Origin of the sequence: Roseateles noduli, from assembly GCF_050626985.1 — a bacterium.
In the GTDB taxonomy this organism is placed as follows: Bacteria; Pseudomonadota; Gammaproteobacteria; order Burkholderiales; family Burkholderiaceae_C; genus Roseateles; species Roseateles noduli_A.
Genome location: NZ_CP192463.1, coordinates 2,843,173 through 2,860,476, shown reverse-complemented (window position 1 = coordinate 2,860,476; position 17,304 = coordinate 2,843,173). Strand labels below are relative to the sequence as shown.

14 protein-coding genes are annotated in these 17,304 nt (G+C 68.9%); 8 read left to right on the top strand and 6 right to left on the bottom strand.

Annotation, left to right across the window (positions count from 1 at the left end):
* The first annotated feature begins 6 nt into the window (after positions 1-6).
* The 4 genes from glgX (at position 7) to ACQ4L4_RS12540 (ending at position 5,589) form a co-directional block, all read left to right on the top strand.
* Positions 7-2,253 carry a glycogen debranching protein GlgX gene (glgX, locus tag ACQ4L4_RS12555; RefSeq protein WP_431104545.1) on the top strand — a complete coding sequence of 749 codons (2,247 nt, stop codon included), beginning with the start codon at positions 7-9 and terminating at the stop codon, positions 2,251-2,253.
* Positions 2,250-3,773, top strand: coding sequence for a 4-alpha-glucanotransferase (malQ, locus tag ACQ4L4_RS12550; RefSeq protein WP_377153130.1), 1,524 nt, complete (start codon positions 2,250-2,252; stop codon positions 3,771-3,773). The genes glgX and malQ overlap by 4 nt, the downstream gene beginning before the upstream one ends.
* A gap of 156 nt (positions 3,774-3,929) precedes the next feature.
* Positions 3,930-5,132 carry a cation:proton antiporter gene (locus ACQ4L4_RS12545; protein ID WP_431104544.1) on the top strand — a complete coding sequence of 401 codons (1,203 nt, stop codon included), beginning with the start codon at positions 3,930-3,932 and terminating at the stop codon, positions 5,130-5,132.
* Between the two features lie 46 nt (positions 5,133-5,178).
* Positions 5,179-5,589 carry a VOC family protein gene (locus ACQ4L4_RS12540; RefSeq protein ID WP_431104543.1) on the top strand — a complete coding sequence of 137 codons (411 nt, stop codon included), beginning with the start codon at positions 5,179-5,181 and terminating at the stop codon, positions 5,587-5,589.
* Between the two features lie 94 nt (positions 5,590-5,683).
* Here ACQ4L4_RS12540 and ACQ4L4_RS12535 read toward each other — a convergent pair whose 3' ends face one another.
* The 5 genes from ACQ4L4_RS12535 to aat all read right to left on the bottom strand — a co-directional run bounded on the left by ACQ4L4_RS12535 (position 5,684) and on the right by aat (position 13,464).
* Complete coding sequence (locus ACQ4L4_RS12535) at positions 5,684-6,193, bottom strand: hypothetical protein (protein WP_431104542.1); 510 nt, start codon at positions 6,191-6,193, stop codon at positions 5,684-5,686.
* Between the two features lie 298 nt (positions 6,194-6,491).
* Entirely contained in the window at positions 6,492-8,534 is a 2,043-nt protein-coding gene (locus ACQ4L4_RS12530) for a glycosyl hydrolase family 18 protein (protein WP_431104541.1), read from the bottom strand.
* Positions 8,535-8,597: 63 nt separating this feature from the next.
* On the bottom strand, positions 8,598-11,225 hold the full coding sequence (locus ACQ4L4_RS12525) for a chitinase C-terminal domain-containing protein (RefSeq protein ID WP_431104540.1): 2,628 nt from the start codon (positions 11,223-11,225) through the stop codon (positions 8,598-8,600).
* Between the two features lie 714 nt (positions 11,226-11,939).
* Positions 11,940-12,665 carry an arginyltransferase gene (locus ACQ4L4_RS12520; RefSeq protein ID WP_377153142.1) on the bottom strand — a complete coding sequence of 242 codons (726 nt, stop codon included), beginning with the start codon at positions 12,663-12,665 and terminating at the stop codon, positions 11,940-11,942.
* Between the two features lie 28 nt (positions 12,666-12,693).
* Complete coding sequence (gene aat / locus ACQ4L4_RS12515) at positions 12,694-13,464, bottom strand: leucyl/phenylalanyl-tRNA--protein transferase (protein WP_431104931.1); 771 nt, start codon at positions 13,462-13,464, stop codon at positions 12,694-12,696.
* A 58-nt stretch (positions 13,465-13,522) separates the two neighbouring features.
* On the opposite strand from aat, the gene ACQ4L4_RS12510 reads away from it, so the two are divergent.
* From ACQ4L4_RS12510 to ACQ4L4_RS12495, 4 genes are all read left to right on the top strand, one after another.
* A complete protein-coding gene (locus tag ACQ4L4_RS12510) occupies positions 13,523-13,897 on the top strand; it encodes an ArsC family reductase (RefSeq protein WP_431104539.1) in 375 nt (124 codons plus the stop codon).
* Between the two features lie 13 nt (positions 13,898-13,910).
* Complete coding sequence (locus ACQ4L4_RS12505) at positions 13,911-14,597, top strand: riboflavin synthase subunit alpha (RefSeq protein WP_377153146.1); 687 nt, start codon at positions 13,911-13,913, stop codon at positions 14,595-14,597.
* Between the two features lie 472 nt (positions 14,598-15,069).
* On the top strand, positions 15,070-15,456 hold the full coding sequence (locus tag ACQ4L4_RS12500) for a hypothetical protein (protein WP_431104538.1): 387 nt from the start codon (positions 15,070-15,072) through the stop codon (positions 15,454-15,456).
* 179 nt (positions 15,457-15,635) lie between these two features.
* A complete protein-coding gene (locus ACQ4L4_RS12495) occupies positions 15,636-16,610 on the top strand; it encodes a CsgG/HfaB family protein (protein ID WP_431104537.1) in 975 nt (324 codons plus the stop codon).
* Between the two features lie 187 nt (positions 16,611-16,797).
* Here ACQ4L4_RS12495 and ACQ4L4_RS12490 read toward each other — a convergent pair whose 3' ends face one another.
* The gene (locus ACQ4L4_RS12490) at positions 16,798-17,220 is read right to left on the bottom strand and encodes a YciI family protein (protein WP_431104536.1); all 423 of its coding nucleotides are present in this window, start codon (positions 17,218-17,220) and stop codon (positions 16,798-16,800) included.
* Positions 17,221-17,304 lie beyond the last annotated feature (84 nt).

Sequence of the window (17,304 nt, the reverse complement as noted above, 5' to 3'; positions counted from 1 at the left end):
ACCATGATGACCGTCTTCCCAGAGGCCTTGTCAGCGGGCCGCCATGAGCCGCTGGGCGCCACCGTCCGCGACGGGGGCGTCAACGTCGCGGTGTTCTCGGCCCACGCGACGGGCGTCGATCTGTGCCTCTATGACGAGACCGGGACCGTCGAGCTGAAACGGTATGCGCTGGACGAGCCGGTCGACGGCGTGTGGACCGGCTTCCTGCCCGGCGCGCGGGCGGGCCAACTCTACGGCTTGCGCGCGCACGGCCCGCACGCGCCGCGCGAGGGGCACCGCTTCAACGCCGGCAAGCTGCTGCTGGACCCGTACGCGCGCGAGATCGTCGGCGAGTTCCGCAACCTGCCCGAGGACCACGGTTACCCCTTCGGCCATCCGGACGGCCCGCTCGCGCTGGACGAGCGCGACAACGGCGCGACCGCGCTGAAGGCGCGTGTCGCCGCGCCGCCCGCCGGCCCGAGTCCGCGCGCCAATGCGCCGCGTCATGCGCCGCGCGACGTGGTGCTCTACGAGGTCCATGTGAAGGGCTTCTCGATGCGCCATCCGCAGATCCCGCAGGCGCTGCGAGGCAGCTATGCCGCGCTCGCGCATCCGGTGGCGATCGCGCACTTCAAGCGGCTCGGCGTGACCACGCTGTCGCTGCTGCCGGTGCAGTTCGCCGTCGACGAGCCGCATCTCTCCGGCACCGGGCTGCGCAACTACTGGGGCTACAACACGCTGGGCTTCTTCGCGCCCGATCCGCGGCTGGCCTCCGCCGCCGTGCGCCACGACCCGACCGCCGTCGCCGCCGAGTTCCGCGCGATGGTCCGGGCGCTGCACGAGGCCGGACTGGAAGTCGTGCTCGACGTCGTCTACAACCACACGCCCGAGGGCAACGAGTGGGGGCCGACGCTGTCGCTGCGCGGGCTCGACCAGAAGAGCTACTACCGGCTGCAGGCCGACGATCCCTCGCGGATGGAGAACCTGACCGCCTGCGGCAACACCGTCAATGTCGAGCACCCGCGCGTCGCGCAACTCGTGCTGGACTCGCTGCGCTTCTGGGTCGGCGAGATGGGCGTGGACGGCTTCCGCTTCGACCTCGCGCCGGTGCTGGGCCGCACGGCGGCGGGGCACGATCCGCAGGCGGCCTTCTACACGGCGCTGCGGCAGGATCCGCTGCTCTCCCAGGTGCACCTGATCGCCGAGCCCTGGGACGTCGGGCCGGACGGTTATCAGCTCGGACGTTTCCCGGGCCGATTCATGGAATGGAACGACAAGTTCCGCGATGCGGCGCGCGGCTTCTGGCTCGGCCACGGGCCGGACGGCACGACAATCGGCCGCGCCGAATTCGCGCGACGCTTCACCGCGTCGCGCGATGTGTTCCATCCGCAAGGGCCGGGCGACGAGCGGGGGGCGCGTTCGCCGCTGGCCTCGATCAACTTCCTGGCGGTGCACGACGGCTACACGCTGAACGACCTCGTCAGCTACAGCCGCAAGCACAACCAGGCCAATGGCGAAGACAACCGCGACGGCCGCGACGGCGAGCTGTGCGGCAACTTCGGCGTGGAAGGGCCGACCGACCATCCCCACATCCGCGAGGCGCGCGAGCGCGCCCGGCGCGCGATGCTCGCGACGCTGCTGCTGTCGCAGGGCACGCCGATGCTGTACTCGGGCGACGAGTTCGGCAACGGGCAGGGCGGCAACAACAACGCGTACTGCCAGGACAACGAGATCGGCTGGCTCGACTGGCCGAACGCCGACGAGGCGCTGATCGCGTTCACCGCTGAACTCGCGCGGCTGCGCCGCACGCACCCTTTGCTTCGTCACGCGCGCTGGTTTGCCGCGCCGCAGGCCGATGGGGCCGATGAGACCGAGGCCGCACCGGACACGGGCACAGGCGCGATCGACCGCCCGGCGTTGCGCTGGTTCCATCCCGATGGACATGCGATGCGCGATCCGGACTGGCGCGATGACGAAGCGCCGGCGCTCGCCGTGCTGCTGAGCGATGGCCGCGAGCGCTTGCTGCTGATCGCCAATCCCTCGGCGACGCCCCGCCGCTTCACGCTGCCGGCCGCCGTGGCCGATGCAGCCGATGCAGCCCATGCAGCCGGCGCGATCGTGTCTGCCGGCGCGTGGCGCCTGCTGCTGGACAGCAGCGGCGAACTCACGGCCGCGCCCCTGGGCGACGATGCCTTCACCGCGCTCACGGCGCCCGCGCGCAGCCTGCTGCTGTGCATCGAGAATTCCGCAGAACCCCTCAGAGCGACACCATGACGATCGACCTCCACAAACGCCAATCCGGCGTGCTGCTGCACGTCACTTCGCTGCCCGGCCCGAACGGCGCCGGCGACTTCGGGCCCGGGGCCTACCACTTCGTCGACTGGTTGCAGTCGGCCGGCCAGTCGATCTGGCAGTGGCTGCCCAGCACCCCGATCGGCCCGGGCGAGAGTCCCTATCAGGGCGTGTCGGCCTTCGCCGGCAATCCGTGGCTGGTGGCCCTGGAGCCGCTGGTGGCCAAGGGCTGGCTCGCACAGCCGGTGCCGCCCGAAGGCGGCTTCGACGCGGCACGCGTCGATTACGGCCGCGTGCTGCCGTGGCGCGAGCAGCAGCTGCGCGCCGCCGCGCAGGGCTTCTTCACGACGGGCGCGGCCACCGACCGCGCCGCCTATGAACTCTGGTGCGTGTCGCAGCGCGACTGGCTGCAGGACTACGCGCTGTTCATGGCGATCCGCTCGCGACGCGACGGGCAGGGCTGGTGGGACTGGCCGCGCGACCTGGCCGCGCGCGAGCCGCGCGCGCTCGTGGCTGCCCGCGAGCAGTACGCGGACGAGGTCGCGTTCTGGCAGTTTGTGCAATGGTGCTTCGACGTCCAGGTCGGCGCGCTGAAGGCCTACGCGAATGAACGCGGCGTCCACATCATGGGCGACCTGCCGATCTTCGTCGCCCACGACAGCGCCGATTGCTGGGCCCGTCCCGACCTGTACGAGTTCGACGAGCACTTCCAGCCCACCGTCGTCGCCGGCGTGCCGCCGGACGCGATGGCCGCGACCGGTCAGCGCTGGGGCAATCCGATGTACCGCTGGGACAAGATGGCCCACGAGCACTTCGCGTGGTGGACCGCGCGCGTCAAGCGCATGCTGAGTTCGGCCGACGTGTTCCGCATCGACCACTTCCGCGGCTTCGCGGCCTACTACGAGATCCCCGCCGACAGCCCCGACGCGACGCGCGGTGTCTGGAAGACCGGTCCGGGCAAGGCGCTGTTCGACGCGATCGCGAAGTCGCTGGGCCAGCTGCCCATCGTGGCCGAGGACCTGGGATTCATCACGCCCGACGTGCATGAGCTGCGCGACGCGCTGGCCTATCCCGGGATGAAGATCCTCCAGTTCGGTTTCGGCGGCGACGGCGGGCACGAGTTCCTGCCGCACAACTGGCCGCGCGCGGCCGTCTGCTACACCGGCACGCACGACAACGACACGGTGCGCGGCTGGTGGAACCAGGCCAGCGCCCACGAACGCGCCTACGTCGCCGCATACCTGGCCTGCGGCGACCACGACATCCACTGGGCCATGATCCGCGCCTGCGCGAACTCGGTGGCCAACGTGGCGGTCTATCCGCTGCAAGACGTGCTGGGCCTGGACAGCGCCCATCGCATGAACATCCCCGGCACCCTCGGCGGCAACTGGGAATGGCGCTTCACCTGGGACATGGTCGGCGCCGAGCCGGGCCGCGTGCTCGGCCTGATCGCCGCGACCAGCGGGAGAGCCCCTATTGCCGGCGCCGGGCTGCCGGAGTGAAATCCTCTGAAACCGCTTTCATAAGAGCCTAGGGAAAGCGAGGGCGGTGATTGCGGGGGCGTGCCCCTCACAATCGAATCCCTGAGAGACAACGTTGTCATCGACTGCCCGGGCGCTGTGGCGCACCGGGCGGCGGACAGCGCAGAGGAGCCGCCGATGAGCACGACCGAGATCTTCCTGATCGCCATGGCGATCATCTTCACCGTCCCCTACCTGGTGTGGCGACTGGGGGGCACGGACTACTTCGCGCCGTTGGTCGTGGTGCAGATCATCACCGGCATCCTGCTCGGCCCGGGCGTGCTCGGCCGGGCCTTCCCCGAGTACTACCAGTTCGTCTTCAACCCGTCGGTCGTGCAGTCGCTCAACGGCGTGGCCTGGTGGGCGGTGATGCTGTTCGTGTGGATCGCCGGCATCGAGCTCGACCTGAAGAAGGCCTGGGTGCATCGCGTCGAGAGCGGCATCACGGCCGGCCTGGCGCTGGGCGTGCCGATGGCCTTCGGCTCCGTGGCCGCGGTGGTGCTGCTGGGCATGGGAACGCAGTGGATGGGCGCGCAGGCGCAGACCTGGCAGTTCATCGTTGGCGTCGGCATGGCGTGCGCGGTGACGGCGCTGCCCATCCTCATCCTGCTGATGGAGAAACTCGAGATCCTGCGCCAGCCGATCGGGCAGCGCATCCTCCGTTACGCCAGCCTGGACGACATCCTGATCTGGGCCGTGCTCGCCATCATCCTGATGGACTGGTCGCGGGTGGGCAAGCAGGTGCTGTTCCTGGCGGCATTCGCCATCGCGACCGTGCTGTTCCGGCGCCTGATGCGCGCCATTCCCGCGCGGGACCGCTGGTACGTGGGGCTGGTCTGGCTGGCGGTGATCGCGTTCGGCGCGGACTGGTCGGGGCTGCACTACATGGTCGGGGCGTTCCTGGCCGGTGTCGTGATGGATGCCGAATGGTTCGACCAGGAACAGATGGACGCGCTGCGCCATCACGTGCTGCTGGTGATCATGCCGGTCTTCTTCCTCAGCACGGGCCTGCGCACGCAGTGGGGACTGGAGGGCGGCGCGGTGTTCGCGGCGGCGGCGCTGCTGCTGGCGGCGTCGGTCAGCGGCAAGCTGCTGGGCACGCACGTGGCGGGACGCATCCTGCGATGGGCGCCCGGCGAGGCCGGCATCATCGGCTGGCTGCTGCAGACCAAGGCGCTGATCATGATCATCTTTGCCAACGTGCTGCTGGACAAGCAGATCATCACCAGCGAGACCTTCACCGCGCTGCTGCTGATGGCCGTCGGGTCGACGATGCTGACGGTGCCCGTGGTGGCGCCGCGGCTGGCGCGGATCAAGGAGCTGGTGTTCCGCGCCAGTTGAGGAGGGCAGGCAGAATCCCGGCGTTGTCGCCTGACGGGAGTCTGCCTTGATCGATCACCTCGACCACCTGGTCCTCACGACCGCCCATGAGGCGGACTGCATCCGCTTCTATACCGAGGTGCTGGGCATGCGGCTGGAGCGCTTCGTCGGCGGCACGCCGCCGGTCACGCGCCAGGCCTTCCTCTTCGGGTCGCAGAAGATCAACCTGCATGTGAAGGGCCGGGAGTTCGAGCCCAAGGCGCACACGCCGGTGCCGGGCGCGCTGGACCTCTGCTTCATCGCGTCGATCCCGCTGGATCAGGTCATCGAACGCTTGAACGCGCTGCAGGTGGCCATCATCGAAGGGCCGGTGATGCGCACCGGCGCGACGGGAAAGATCCGCTCGGTCTACCTGCGGGATCCCGACCTCAACCTCATCGAGATCTCGGAGCTGGCGGAGCCGTCGCCGGGCTCCTGAAGCGCCCCTGAAACGCCCCTGAAGCGAGCTTGGCGCTTCAGGCGTTCCTGGCGTTCCCGGTGTTCCAGGCGCGGGCCTCGCGGCTCGCGGCGCCTCAATGGGCCATCATCGCCGCGTGCGCCAGGGTCGGCATGTGCGTCAGCATCGAGGGCGGCGGCACCATCGCGGCCTGGGCCGCGGCGCTGACGACCACCGCGGCCGTCGCCGACCACGGCAGTCCGACGCGGGCCTCGGCCAGCAGGCGGGCCGGCACCTCCAACAGGTGGGGGACGATGCTGAGGGACTCGTCCGCGCGGGCGAGCTCGATCTCCTGCGCCGACATGCCCACGAACACGTGCGCGAAGCCCTGCTCGATGGCATCCAGCGCCGCCTCCGTGGCGCGGCGCCAGCGCTTCACCGCGGCGACGTCGGCCCGGGATGCGGCTTCCGGGATGGGCCACCGCGTGTCCCCGCCCGTCACCGCACGCGCGGCGTTGAACGCGTCCACCACGCCCGCCGGCCCGCCCAGTCGGGCGTCCAGCACCTGCATCGCGATGACGCATGCCAGCTCGCGCTGGTGATAGGGGACCATGACTCGTTCCAGGATGACTTCGTAGCGACGCATGACGGGTTCCTCGGTGGCTCGGCTGCTGAATGGGTAGGACGAGAATACTGGATGAACGTACAGTATTCAATCGCGATCCTGGGGGTAGCTGCCACGCGCTGGCAGGAGGGGGATTCCGGAGGGAACACAGGAGGGAATGCAGGGGGAATGCGGGCGGAATGCGGCCGGAATGCGGGGGGGGGCGGGCGGAATGCGGGGAAAGGGCAGGATGAAAAAAGCCCCCGCGCGGAGGACCGCGCGGGGGCTCTTGGCACCCTGTCGGGGGAGCGGCCGGTGCCGCTCCGGAGGGCTTCAGGCCTTACTTCAGGCCCGCGCCCATCGCCTTGGACAGCGAGGCCGTCGGATCGTCCCCCGAGAACTCCCAGAAGAACGCGCCGCCGAAGCCCTTGGACTTCACGTAGGCCATCTTGATGGCGATCGTGGCCGGCGTGTCGAAGCTCCAGAAGGTCGAGCCGTTGTAGATCCACTGCGCCTTGCTGACGTCGTCGATCCGGCTGGTGTAGCCCTGCAGGTTCTTCAGGACCTTGTAGTCCTCGTTGCCCGCCTCGTAGGTGCCGGGGGCCGGCGTGCCGCTCTGGTACAGGCCGTTGTTGACGTTGGGGACGTTGGTCCAGCCGCGGCCGTAGAAGCCGATGCCGACGTTCAGCTTCGAGGCCGGGACGCCCTTGTCCAGGAAGGCCTGCATCGCGTCGTTGGTGTTGTACTTCTTCACGTCACCCGTCGACGGATCGTTGGCCGGCGGGTACAGCGCCGAGTGGAACCCGGTGATCGTGTCCCAGCCGCCGTGGAAGTCGTACGTCATCACGTTGATGAAGTTCAGGTACGGATGGATCTGGTCCGGGTCATAGGCCCGCACCTTGTCCACGCCCGCGCCCGACGCGATCGACAGCAGCAGGCCCGGACGCACCGCGTCCAGCTGCTTGCGGAACTCGGCCAGCAGGCCGGTGAAGTTGGCGCGATCCTCGGCCGTGCCGCAGGCCAGGCCGCAGGCGTTCGGGTACTCCCAGTCGAGGTCGATGCCGTCGAACACGCCGGCCGCCGCGCCCGGGCCGCCCGCGCCGTCCGTCACCGGCACGTTGCCCTTGATGTAGGCGTCCACGCAGCTCTTGACGAAGTTGACGCGGTTCTCCGGACGCGCCGCGCTCGAGAAGCCGCGCGACCAGGTCCAGCCGCCCAGCGAGATCAGCACCTTGATCTTCGGGTACTTGGCCTTGAGCTTCTTCAACTGGTTCCAGCTGCCGCGCAGCGGCTGGTCCCAGGTGTCGGCCACGCCGTCGACGCTGAGGTCGGCGCCGTAGGACTTGCCGTAGTCGGCGAAGGCGTCGCCGCCTTCACCGGTGGACTCGTTGCTCGGGATGATCTTGCCGACTTCGCAGACGTTGTTGCGGACGTTGCCGAACGCGTAGTTGATGTGCGTGAGGTTGGCCGCCGAGCCGCTCGTGTCGATGTTCTTGACGTGGTAGTTGCGGCCGTAGATGCCCCACTGCGCGAAGTAGCCCAGCAGCACCTTGTCGCCGGTGGACTGCGTGTCGGTCTTCACCGTGATCGGCGCCGACGGCTGCGACGAGCCGGCCTGGTTGAAGGCCGAGACCGTGAAGGTGTAGTTCGTGTTGGCCGTCAGGTTGGTGACGCTGGCGCTGGTGGCCGCGCCCTGCGCGACCTGCGTCGAGCCCTGGTTGACGCGGTACTGCACCGTGCAGTTCGGGCCGGCGGCGACGGCGTTCCAGGCCAGGTTGACGCTGGTGGACGTCTTGGACGGCGAGCTCAGGCCCGAGGGCGTGGCCGGCGCCGCGGCGCAGGTGCCGTTGCTGGCGGTGCTGGTCAGCAGCGTGCTGCTCAGGCCGGAGACATTGCCCGCCTTGTCCTTCGCGCGGACCTGGTAGCTGTACGAGGTCCCCGCCGACAGGCCGGAATCGGTGTAGCTGGTCGCCGTGGGCGACGCGATCAGGGAGCCGCCGCGCAGCAGCTCGTAGTTGTTGACGCCGCTGCCGGCGTCGGTGGACGCGCCCCAGCTCAGCGTGATGCTGCTGCTGGTGATGCCGCTGGAGGTCAGGCCCGAGGGCACGGTCGGCGGCGTGGTGTCGGTGCCGCCGCCGGTGCAGGCGCCCAGCGACTTCCACACGTCCCATTGGCCGGAGTGGGTGGCGGGCGCTTCGTTCTGCGTCCACCACTTGGCCTGGTAGGCGACGTTGTTCTGCTTGGCGAAGCTGTTGGAGGTGCCGGTGTAGATGCCGGACGCCGACCATTCGGGCACGTTGGTGCAGTCGTAGGCGTGCGCGGTGCCGGCGGCCATCGCGGCGGCCAGGGCGATGCCGCCGAGGCGGACCATCTGTCTCTTCATGTCGATCTCCTGTGGGTCAAAGGGTGGTGGTGGGGAGGTCCGGGAGGCCGGCGCCGATGTCGTTCATCGCGCGGCCGAAGTCTTGGCGGAGGTCTTCGCCGCCGCCGCCGCCGGTGCTGCGGCAGGCACCGCGCCGCGGCGCGCTTCCTGCGCCAGCGCATAGCTGCGGCCGTTCACGGTGACGGTCCAGTTGCTGGGCATCGTCGACGGCAGGAAGTAGTTGATCGTCAGCGTCACGCTGGCCCCGGGGGCCAGGCTTTGCCACGACGGCAGCTTGAAGCTGGCGCGGTGGAAGTCGTTCTTCAGCCCGCCGATGTTGTTGCCCGCGGGGTTCGAGCCGTTGCTGATCACCGTGAGGCCGAAACCGCTCTGGTCCGTCACCGTCGACGGGATCGCGGTGGGGACGTCGAACTGGAACTCCGTGCCGCCGGGCAGCGTCGTCGTGCTGTTGTTGGTCAGCGTGAGCTTGGGCGTGATGGGGTAGTTGCTGTCGCCGAGCGCGAAGCCGCCGAGCGCGTACGCGATGTCCAGCGTCTGCGCCGGCAGCGCCGCCGAGCTGAGGCGGTTGCCGTAGGCCGGTGCCGTCTTCAGCTTGTTGTAGAGCGCGCTCGTCAGCGTGTTGCCGATGAAGTACTCGTTGCGCGCCGTGTCGAAGGCGTAGTCGCCGGCGAACTCCCAGAACATCACGCCGCCGATGCCGCGATCGGCCACGTACTGCGCCTTCACGCCCAGCGACTGCTCGTCCTCGGTGCTGATGAAGACCTTCTTCTGCGCGTTCCACAACCACGGCGCCACCAGCGTCGCGTCGTAGCTGCGGACGTAGGTGCCGGTCAACTGGTCGGCCGGGTTGGTCGCCGGATTCAGGCCGTAGGCGGCGAGGTAGCTGCCCGGGCGGCCCGAGGCGAGGTTCATCGCATGCCACATCGGGTTGGAGCCGGCGGGCACTTCCTTGCTGGAGACGTCGAGGTCGTGCCAGAGGTTGTCGATGCCGACGGCGCCGTTGCCGCACTTCTGCACGGTGCCGCCGCCGGTGCCGGCGGGGCACTTGCTCTGGTCGGGCAGGGCCGCCTGGCCCCACAGGCCGTTGGTGCCGCCCGTCACGCCCTGCCAGCCGCGGGTGTAGTACGGCACGCCGATGTTGATGCGGCCCGCCGGCATCGCGCCGCGGAAGTAGTGGTACGCCCAGTCGGTGTTGAGGTAGCCGATGCGCGCGTACTGCGTGGCGCTGTAGTAGCTCCACGCGGTGAGCTCGCCGTCCTTGCCGTCGTCGTACAGCGCCGCGTTGGGTCCGACGAACTGGTTCCACGCCCCATGCAGGTCGTAGCTCATGATGTTCACGTAGTCCAGGTACTGCGTGACCTGGAAGGCCTCCATCCCGCGCAGCAGGTAGGCGGAGGAGGGCGCCGCGATCGTGAGCAGGTAATGGCGCTGATCGGACTGGCTGGCCGCGTCGAGCTTCGCGCGCAGCGTGCGCATCAGCACGACGTAGTTCTTCATCAGCGCGCCGCGCCGGGCGTTGCTGATGGCGAAGTCCACCGGGTTGCCGGCGTTGTTCATGCTCGTCGGGTACTCGTAGTCGATGTCGACGCCGTCGAACCCGTACTGCCGCAGGAAGGCCACCGCCGAATCGGCGAAGGCGTTGATGCCGGCCGTGTTGGTCGAGCCGTCCGCGTTCGTCGTCATCGTGTAGAAGCCGCCCGTCTCGGCCCAGCCGCCGACGGAGATCAGCGTCTTGACGGCGGGGTACTGCTTCTTGAACTTGTTGAGCAGGTTGAAGTGGCCCTTGTACGCATAAGCCGGGTCCATCTCCGCGCCCGCGATGCCGGGCCAGGTGAGGCCGGTGGCGGGGTTGGTCGCGTCGGCGGTGTTGCCGACGGAAAGCTTGTTGGCCGCGTCCACATGCGCGAACGCGTAGTTGATGTGCGTGACCTGACCCCACGGGATCTGGTGCGCGAGGAACGCGGGCTGGCCGGTCTTGCCGGTGCGCCAGCTGGTGAAGTAGCCGATGATGCGGCGCGGCTTGTCCGCGCCCATCTTTTCGCGGCCCTGGTCGTCGTAGACCTTGCAGTAGGCGGGCGCGGTGCCGGCGGTGGTGGCGAGGCCCTCGGGGCGGCAGCGCTCGTCGCCGGTGACCTGGCCCTGCACGGTGACGCGCAGCGCGGCGGTGTCGGTGGTCGCGCCCTTGTCGTCGGTGGCGCGGGCGGTGATGTCGGCCACGCCGGCACGCGCGGTCCAGCTCACGCTGAACGGCGCGGTGGTGTCCTCGGCGACCAGCGCGCCGTTGACGTAGAAGCCGACCTTGGCGACCGAGCCGTCGCTGTCCGCGGCAGTCGCGGCCAGCGTCACGGTGTCACCGGCGGTCGGCGAGGTGCCCGCGGTCGGCGCGCTCAACGCCACCGTCGGCGGCTTGTTCGTGCCGCCGCCGCCACCACCGTCGCAGGCGCCCAGCACCTTCCACACGTCCCATTGCCCGGAGTTCGTCTCCGGCGGGTTGTTCTGCGTCCACCACTTGGCCTGGTAGGCGGTGCTGGTCTGCTTGACGATCGCATTGCCGCTGTACGCGGTGGCGGCGTTCCAATCGGTGACGCCGGTGCAGTCGTAGGCCATCGCCGAGGTGCCGGCGACGGCCAGCACCATCGGCATCAGCCACGGCAGCATCGGGTGGGGACGGGCGCAGGGACGTTGTCTCATCGGGGGGGCTCCTGACGGGGGGCGTGGTGGACGTCTTGGGGACGTCTTGCGGACGTCTTGTGGTCGTCTTCGGGAACTGCAGGGATGAGCGCCGCCGCACCGGGCGACTGCGGACGCAGCGCGGCGGAAACGGTCAGGGCTCGGGAAGAAAAAGCGCCGGTCGGTTCAACCGGCGAAGGCGGCGGCCGCTCGGGCTCGGCCGCCGGGGACCGGCCTCAGACGGTGGTCAGGCCGGCCACTCGGGGGCAGCGGGGCGGATCAGCGGTGCCGCGGCCGGCACGGGGCCGGCGGCGCGGTCGGCGGTACGGAAAAAGGCGCGTGCAGACATGGCAGTCACTCCCTGGCTTGTCGACGTGCGGTCCGCGGGCTGATCCCGGCGGACGGCGTGCGGTTTGCAACCGCGGCGTCTAGGAGACCAATACCGCTGCTGATCTCATAGTGGTATGCAATGTAGATACCACTAGCGCTCGAATCATTCAGGTTAACCCGCAGGACCTGCGTAACGTGTCGTAATGGTGTCGTCAATGACGTGTATGGACGTCAATTGATGCAAATCAAAGGGAAAACCGGTACGACCGGAGAGGTCGACAGGAAAAACCAGTGTGGGACCAATTCTTGCCACACGCGGTCTCCCGACCGGCTGCAAGGGGAGGAAAAGGGGAGGCAAAGGGGCGACAAGGGGGCCGCGCCGGGGAGGCGCGACAGCGTCGGAACTCAGCGCTCGACGCGCGACCACAACCCGTCGCGCAGCAACTCGTGCGGCAGGAAGCGGGCCTTGTAGGCCATCTTGTCGCTCTGCGCGATCCAGTAGCCCAGGTAGAGGTGGGGCAGGCTCAGGTCGCGGGTCTGGCGCAGCTGCCACAGCACGTTGTAGGTGCCGTAGCTGACGTTGGGCTCGGGCTCGTAGAAGGTGTAGACCGCCGACAGCCCGTCGCCCAGGATGTCCAGGATGGAGACCATCTTCAGCGCGCCGTCGGGCTCGCGGAACTCCACCAGCCGCGAGTTCACCCGGCTCTGCAGCAGGAACTGCGTGTACTGGTCGACGCTGTCGTGGTCCATGCCGCCGCCGCTGTGACGGCCGGCCTGGTAGCGCAGGTAGAGCTGGTAGTGCTCGTCGCTGTAGCCCAGCCGCATGACGCGGGCCTGCAGCGCCTGGTGCTGCGTCCAGGCGCGGCGCTGGCTGCGGTTGGGCTGGAAGTCCGCCACCGGGATGCGCATCGGCACGCAGGCCTTGCAGCCGTCGCAGTAGGGACGGTAAGTGAACATGCCGCTGCGCCGGAAGCCGGCGGCGACCAGGCTCGAATACGCGTCGGCGTGGATCAGATGGCTCGGCGTGGCGACCTGCGAGCGCGCCTGGCGGTCGCTGAGGTAGCTGCAGGGGTAGGGCGCAGTCGCGTAGAACTGCAGCTCGGCCAGCGGGAGTTCCTTGGGGTGCGTCACGGGCTCTGGGGCTCGGGGGCTTGGTGGCTCAGGGCGGGTCGTTCTGGGAGTCGCTCAAAGAGTCGCTCAGGCCCAGGTGGGCCCACAGGCGCGGATGATAGGACCAATCCCCGGGCGCAGGCAGGCCGGCGTGCGCGGCGAGGTGCGCCTCGAACGCGTCGCGGGCGACCGGCGCCGCGCCCAGCGAGGCGAGATGCGCCGTCTGCTGCTGGCAGTCGATCCAGGGGATGTCGAATTCCCGGCACAGGCAGATCAGCGCCGCAAGGGCGATCTTGGACGCGTCGGTCCTGCGCATGAACATAGATTCGCCGAAGAACATCCGGCCGAGGTTGACGCCGTACAGGCCGCCGGCCAGTTCGCCGTCCACCCAGGTCTCGACCGAATGCACCGTGCCTTCGCGCGCCAGCTGCAGGTAGGCCTGCTGCATCTCCGGCACGATCCAGGTGCCGTCCTGGCCGTCGCGCGAGGTGCTGGCGCAGGCCTTGAGCACGGTCTCGGCCGCGTGGTCGACGCGGATCTCGCAGCCCGGCGTGCGGATGAACTTCGCCACCGTCTTGCGCAGCGAGCGCGAGAGCTTGAAATCCTCCGTCCGCAGGACCATGCGCGGGTCGGTGGTCCACCACAGGATGGGCTGGCCTTCCCCATACCAGGGGAAGATCCCCCGGGCGTAGGCCGCGCGCAGGCGGGCGGGCCTCAGGTCGCCGCCGGCCGCGAGCAGCCCCGGCGCATCGCTGCGCGGCCCCAGCGCGCGGCGGGTCGGCGGGAAGTCCAGAGAGTCATCGTCGAGCCAGGGGATCATCCGCTTCATGGTAGCGTGCCGCCTTCGTTCCACGCCCGTCGGCGCCCCCCTCGTTCCCATGATCACCCTCTACGGCATCCCCAACTGCGACACCGTCAAGCGCGCCCGCGCCTGGCTCGACGAGCAGGGCCTCGCGTACCAGTTCCACGACTACAAGAAGCAGGGCGTGCCCGCGACGAAGCTGCCGCAGTGGATGGCCGAGCTCGGCTGGGACAAGGTGCTGAACCGCGCCGGCACCACCTGGCGCAAGCTGGACGACGGCGCCAAGGCCGGCGTGACGGATGCGACCAGCGCCGCCGCGCTGATGGTCGAGCAGCCGAGCGTGATCAAGCGCCCCGTCGTCGAATGGGAGGAAGGCCGGCTGAGCCTGGGCTTCTCGCCCGAGCTGTTCGCGTCGCACGCTGCTGAAGCGGCGAAAGCGGCGAAACGCTGATCGGAGGTCCGCCATGTTCACCGGCATCGTTCAAGGCATCGCGCAGGTCGCCGCCATCACCGACAGGGAAGGACTGCGCAGCTTCACGCTCGACTTTCCCGAGGGCTTCTGCCAGGACCTGGAGATCGGCGCGTCCGTCGCCTGCGACGGGGTCTGCCTGACCGTCACCGCCCTGAAGGGTGACCATGAGGCCGACTTCGACGTGATGCTCCAGAGCCTGAACCTCACGGCGCTGGGACAACTGGGCGTCGGCGGCCGGCTCAACGTCGAGCGCGCCGCCAAGGAGGGCGCCGAGATCGGCGGCCATCCGCTGTCGGGCCACGTCGACTTCATGGCGAAGGTCGAGTCGATCCGCCGCCCCGCCAACAACCACGTGATCCGCATTGCCGTGCCGGCGCCGTGGATGCGCTACATCTTCGCCAAGGGCTACATCGCGGTGAACGGCGCCAGCCTGACGGTGGCCGAGGCCGGCCGCAACGCCGATGGCTCGGGCTGGTTCGAGGTCTGGCTCATCCCCGAGACGCTGCGCATGACCACCTTCGCCGACAAAGGCGAGGGGGCGCCGCTGCACATCGAGATCGAGCGCCAGACGCAGGTGATGGTGGATACCGTCCGCGACGCCGTCGCCGAGAAGATCGGCGCGCTGATGCCGGCGCTGAAGCTGTTCGCGCAGGAGCGGGGCCTGGACCTCGACGCATAGCCGGCACGGTCGGCGGGGTCGCGCTCGCGAGGTCGACCCATAGTCGATGTCCCCGCATTCGCCATCCCTACAACACCAGATGACCTAAGTCATCGCGACGGCGAGATGCGCCCGCGCGGCGCCTGAACGAAAGTCCCCGCCGCCGCCCTGGCCGCGTGCGGGACACGGCCCCCGCGATGGCCGCCGCCGACTTTGCCCCGTGGCCATCGGCCCTCGCGCCTCACCCCGCCAGCCCGCGCCGTTGCTCGCTTCGCCGGGGGCAGGCGTTGCCGTGCGGTGTCCGTCGAAAGACCTCCGTGCGGCCTGTGGAACATGGGCGTGGCGGAATTCTCGAATCCGCCATCCCATCAACGTGGGCCCCGGGCATACCACCACGATGGGGGCCTCGCTTTTTCGCCGGGAGGCGGCTGACAATCCGCAACATTCCTTTGAAATCCGTCTGATTTCGAACCACTCGCGCAAGGGGAAACGAATGTTGGCCAGAGGCCTGATGGTTGCTGGATTGCTTGCCGCCTCGCTCGCGGCGGTCGCCCAGGTGCCTTACGTGTTCAGCTACAACCCGGGACCGTCCCGCGGGACGAAGTGGGTGGCCAAGGCCTCCGACGGCGATGCCGAAGGCGCGGCCTCGGTCGTCTCGTCCTCGCCGCGCCCGGTCTGGGCGCGGGTCTGCTACACGATCGGCCCGTCCGACAGCACCGTGTCGGTCTACGCGCAGACCCGCAATGAAGAGGCGCGCGCGTTCGAGATCGCCTGGGGCGGGTGCAGCGACGTGTTCGGTACCAGCATCTGGATCGGCAATCCGCACGGCCAGCCGGTCGGCGGCTATTACGGCGTCGCGCCGGCCACGCCCCTCGATTGATCCCTGAGTTCCCGGCTCCGTCCGGTCGGGTCCGGGCGGGGCATCGCGTCCGTTGCCCGCGTCCTTGTCGTCGCCAGCAGTCGCTCGCAGTTGCTCGTTGTCTCTCGTTCTTGTTGCTCGTTCTTGTTGCTCGTTGTGAGACGTCGTCCCGGACGTCGCTAGAAAACCTGGAGGATTCCATGCTTGCCACTTCCCGTCTTGTTTCGTCGTCCAGCCTCGTGCTGAAGTCCGCCCTGATGCTGTCCCCGCTGCTGCTGGCCGGTTGCCTGGCCACCGCGCCGACGATGGGCGAGAACAAGGGCACCGTCTCCGGCGCCGCCGGCGGCGCGACCGCCGAGAACCAGAACAGCAAGCTCGAGCATTGCGACGAGACGCTGGGCACGCTGGCCATCTTCGAAGACACCAACGCCCCGTGGTGGTCGCAGCTGCGCGACCGCCAGCTGGGTTCGACCACGCCGGTGCTGCGCCTGATGGTCCAGCAGTCCAACTGCTTCGTGATCGTGGAACGCGGCCGCGCCTTCGCCAACATGGAACGTGAGCGCGCGCTGATGCAATCCGGCGAAGTCCGCTCGGGCAGCAACTTCGGCCAGGGCCAGATGGTCGCCGCCGACTACACGATGAGCCCCGAGATCCAGTTCTCCGGCAAGACCGGCGGCGGTGGCGGCGGCATCGGGACCGGCGCGATCGGCCTGCTCACCGCGGTGGCCGCCAACGTCAGCACCAACGAGGCATCCACGACGCTGCTGCTGGTGGACAACCGCTCCGGCGTGCAGATCTCGGCCGCGGAAGGCACGGCCAAGAACTTCGACTTCGGCTTCGGCGGTGCGAGCTTCTTCGGCAATGCCGCGATCGCCGGCGGCGCCTACGGCAAGACGCCGCAGGGCAAGGTCATCGTGACCGCGTTCGCGGACTCGTACAACCAGATGGTCAAGGCGCTGCGCAACTACAAGGCGCAGCAGGTCAAGGGCGGTCTGGGCACCGGCGGCCGCCTGGGCGTGCAGGGCGGTTCGACCGCGGCGTCCAAGGAAGTCGACCAGGCCGCCACGCCCGCGAAGGCGGCTCCGAAGCCGGCCGCCAAGCCGGCCGCCAAGCCGGCGGCGAAGAAGCCCGCGACCACGACCACGACGACGACGACGCCGCCGACGACGAAGTGATGGGTCGTTGATGGCGGGAGCGGGGCGAGTCGGGGGACCGCCCAACTGCGCTTCGCCAAGCGCGGGCTCTCCACGAGGCAGGGGGCATCCCTCCGGGAACCCCCAGCCTCATTCCGGCCCCACTCGCAGCAGTTGACGACCTCGGTTCTGAGGTCGTGATGTGCGGGGTGGGGCTTTGCTTTTGCCTCTATTGCTGCTGGATCTCGGCGCGCAGGCGCTCTTCCTGCTCGCGCAATTCGGGCGTGAGGGCCTCGCCGAAATCTTCGGCTTCGAAGATCTGCCGGATCTCGATGTCCGAGTCGGTCATCTGCGGGTTGGGGCACTTCTTGACCCACTCGATCGCCTCCTGCAAGGAGGCGCATTGCCAGATCCAGTAACCGGCAACCAGTTCCTTCGTTTCAGCGAAGGGGCCGTCGACGACCTTGCGCTCCTTGCCGGAGAAACGCACCCGCGCGCCCTTGCTCGTCGGTTGCAGCCCTTCACCGGCCAGCATCACGCCGGCCTTCACCAGTTCCTCGTTGTACGTGAACATCGCGGTGAGCAGTTCGGTGCTGGGCATCTCGCCCGCTTCGCTGTGCTCGTCCGCCTTGACGATGACCATGAATCGCATGTCGGTCTCCTGATGCAGTCCTGAAAATGAAAGAGGGTGGACGAACCATTGAATGAATGGCGCGTCTCACCCTCATGACGTTCG

What these genes read in the sequence shown, in the direction of transcription:
- ACQ4L4_RS12530 (WP_431104541.1), bottom strand. Translation starts at nt 8,534, where the DNA reads ATGAAGAGACAGATGGTCCGCCTCGGCGGCATCGCCCTGGCCGCCGCG.
- malQ (WP_377153130.1), top strand. Translation starts at nt 2,250, where the DNA reads ATGACGATCGACCTCCACAAACGCCAATCCGGCGTGCTGCTGCACGTC.
- ACQ4L4_RS12535 (WP_431104542.1), bottom strand. Translation starts at nt 6,193, where the DNA reads ATGCGTCGCTACGAAGTCATCCTGGAACGAGTCATGGTCCCCTATCAC.
- aat (WP_431104931.1), bottom strand. Translation starts at nt 13,464, where the DNA reads ATGATCCCCTGGCTCGACGATGACTCTCTGGACTTCCCGCCGACCCGC.
- ACQ4L4_RS12505 (WP_377153146.1), top strand. Translation starts at nt 13,911, where the DNA reads ATGTTCACCGGCATCGTTCAAGGCATCGCGCAGGTCGCCGCCATCACC.
- ACQ4L4_RS12510 (WP_431104539.1), top strand. Translation starts at nt 13,523, where the DNA reads ATGATCACCCTCTACGGCATCCCCAACTGCGACACCGTCAAGCGCGCC.
- ACQ4L4_RS12525 (WP_431104540.1), bottom strand. Translation starts at nt 11,225, where the DNA reads ATGAGACAACGTCCCTGCGCCCGTCCCCACCCGATGCTGCCGTGGCTG.
- ACQ4L4_RS12495 (WP_431104537.1), top strand. Translation starts at nt 15,636, where the DNA reads ATGCTTGCCACTTCCCGTCTTGTTTCGTCGTCCAGCCTCGTGCTGAAG.
- ACQ4L4_RS12545 (WP_431104544.1), top strand. Translation starts at nt 3,930, where the DNA reads ATGAGCACGACCGAGATCTTCCTGATCGCCATGGCGATCATCTTCACC.
- ACQ4L4_RS12490 (WP_431104536.1), bottom strand. Translation starts at nt 17,220, where the DNA reads ATGCGATTCATGGTCATCGTCAAGGCGGACGAGCACAGCGAAGCGGGC.
- ACQ4L4_RS12500 (WP_431104538.1), top strand. Translation starts at nt 15,070, where the DNA reads ATGTTGGCCAGAGGCCTGATGGTTGCTGGATTGCTTGCCGCCTCGCTC.
- glgX (WP_431104545.1), top strand. Translation starts at nt 7, where the DNA reads ATGACCGTCTTCCCAGAGGCCTTGTCAGCGGGCCGCCATGAGCCGCTG.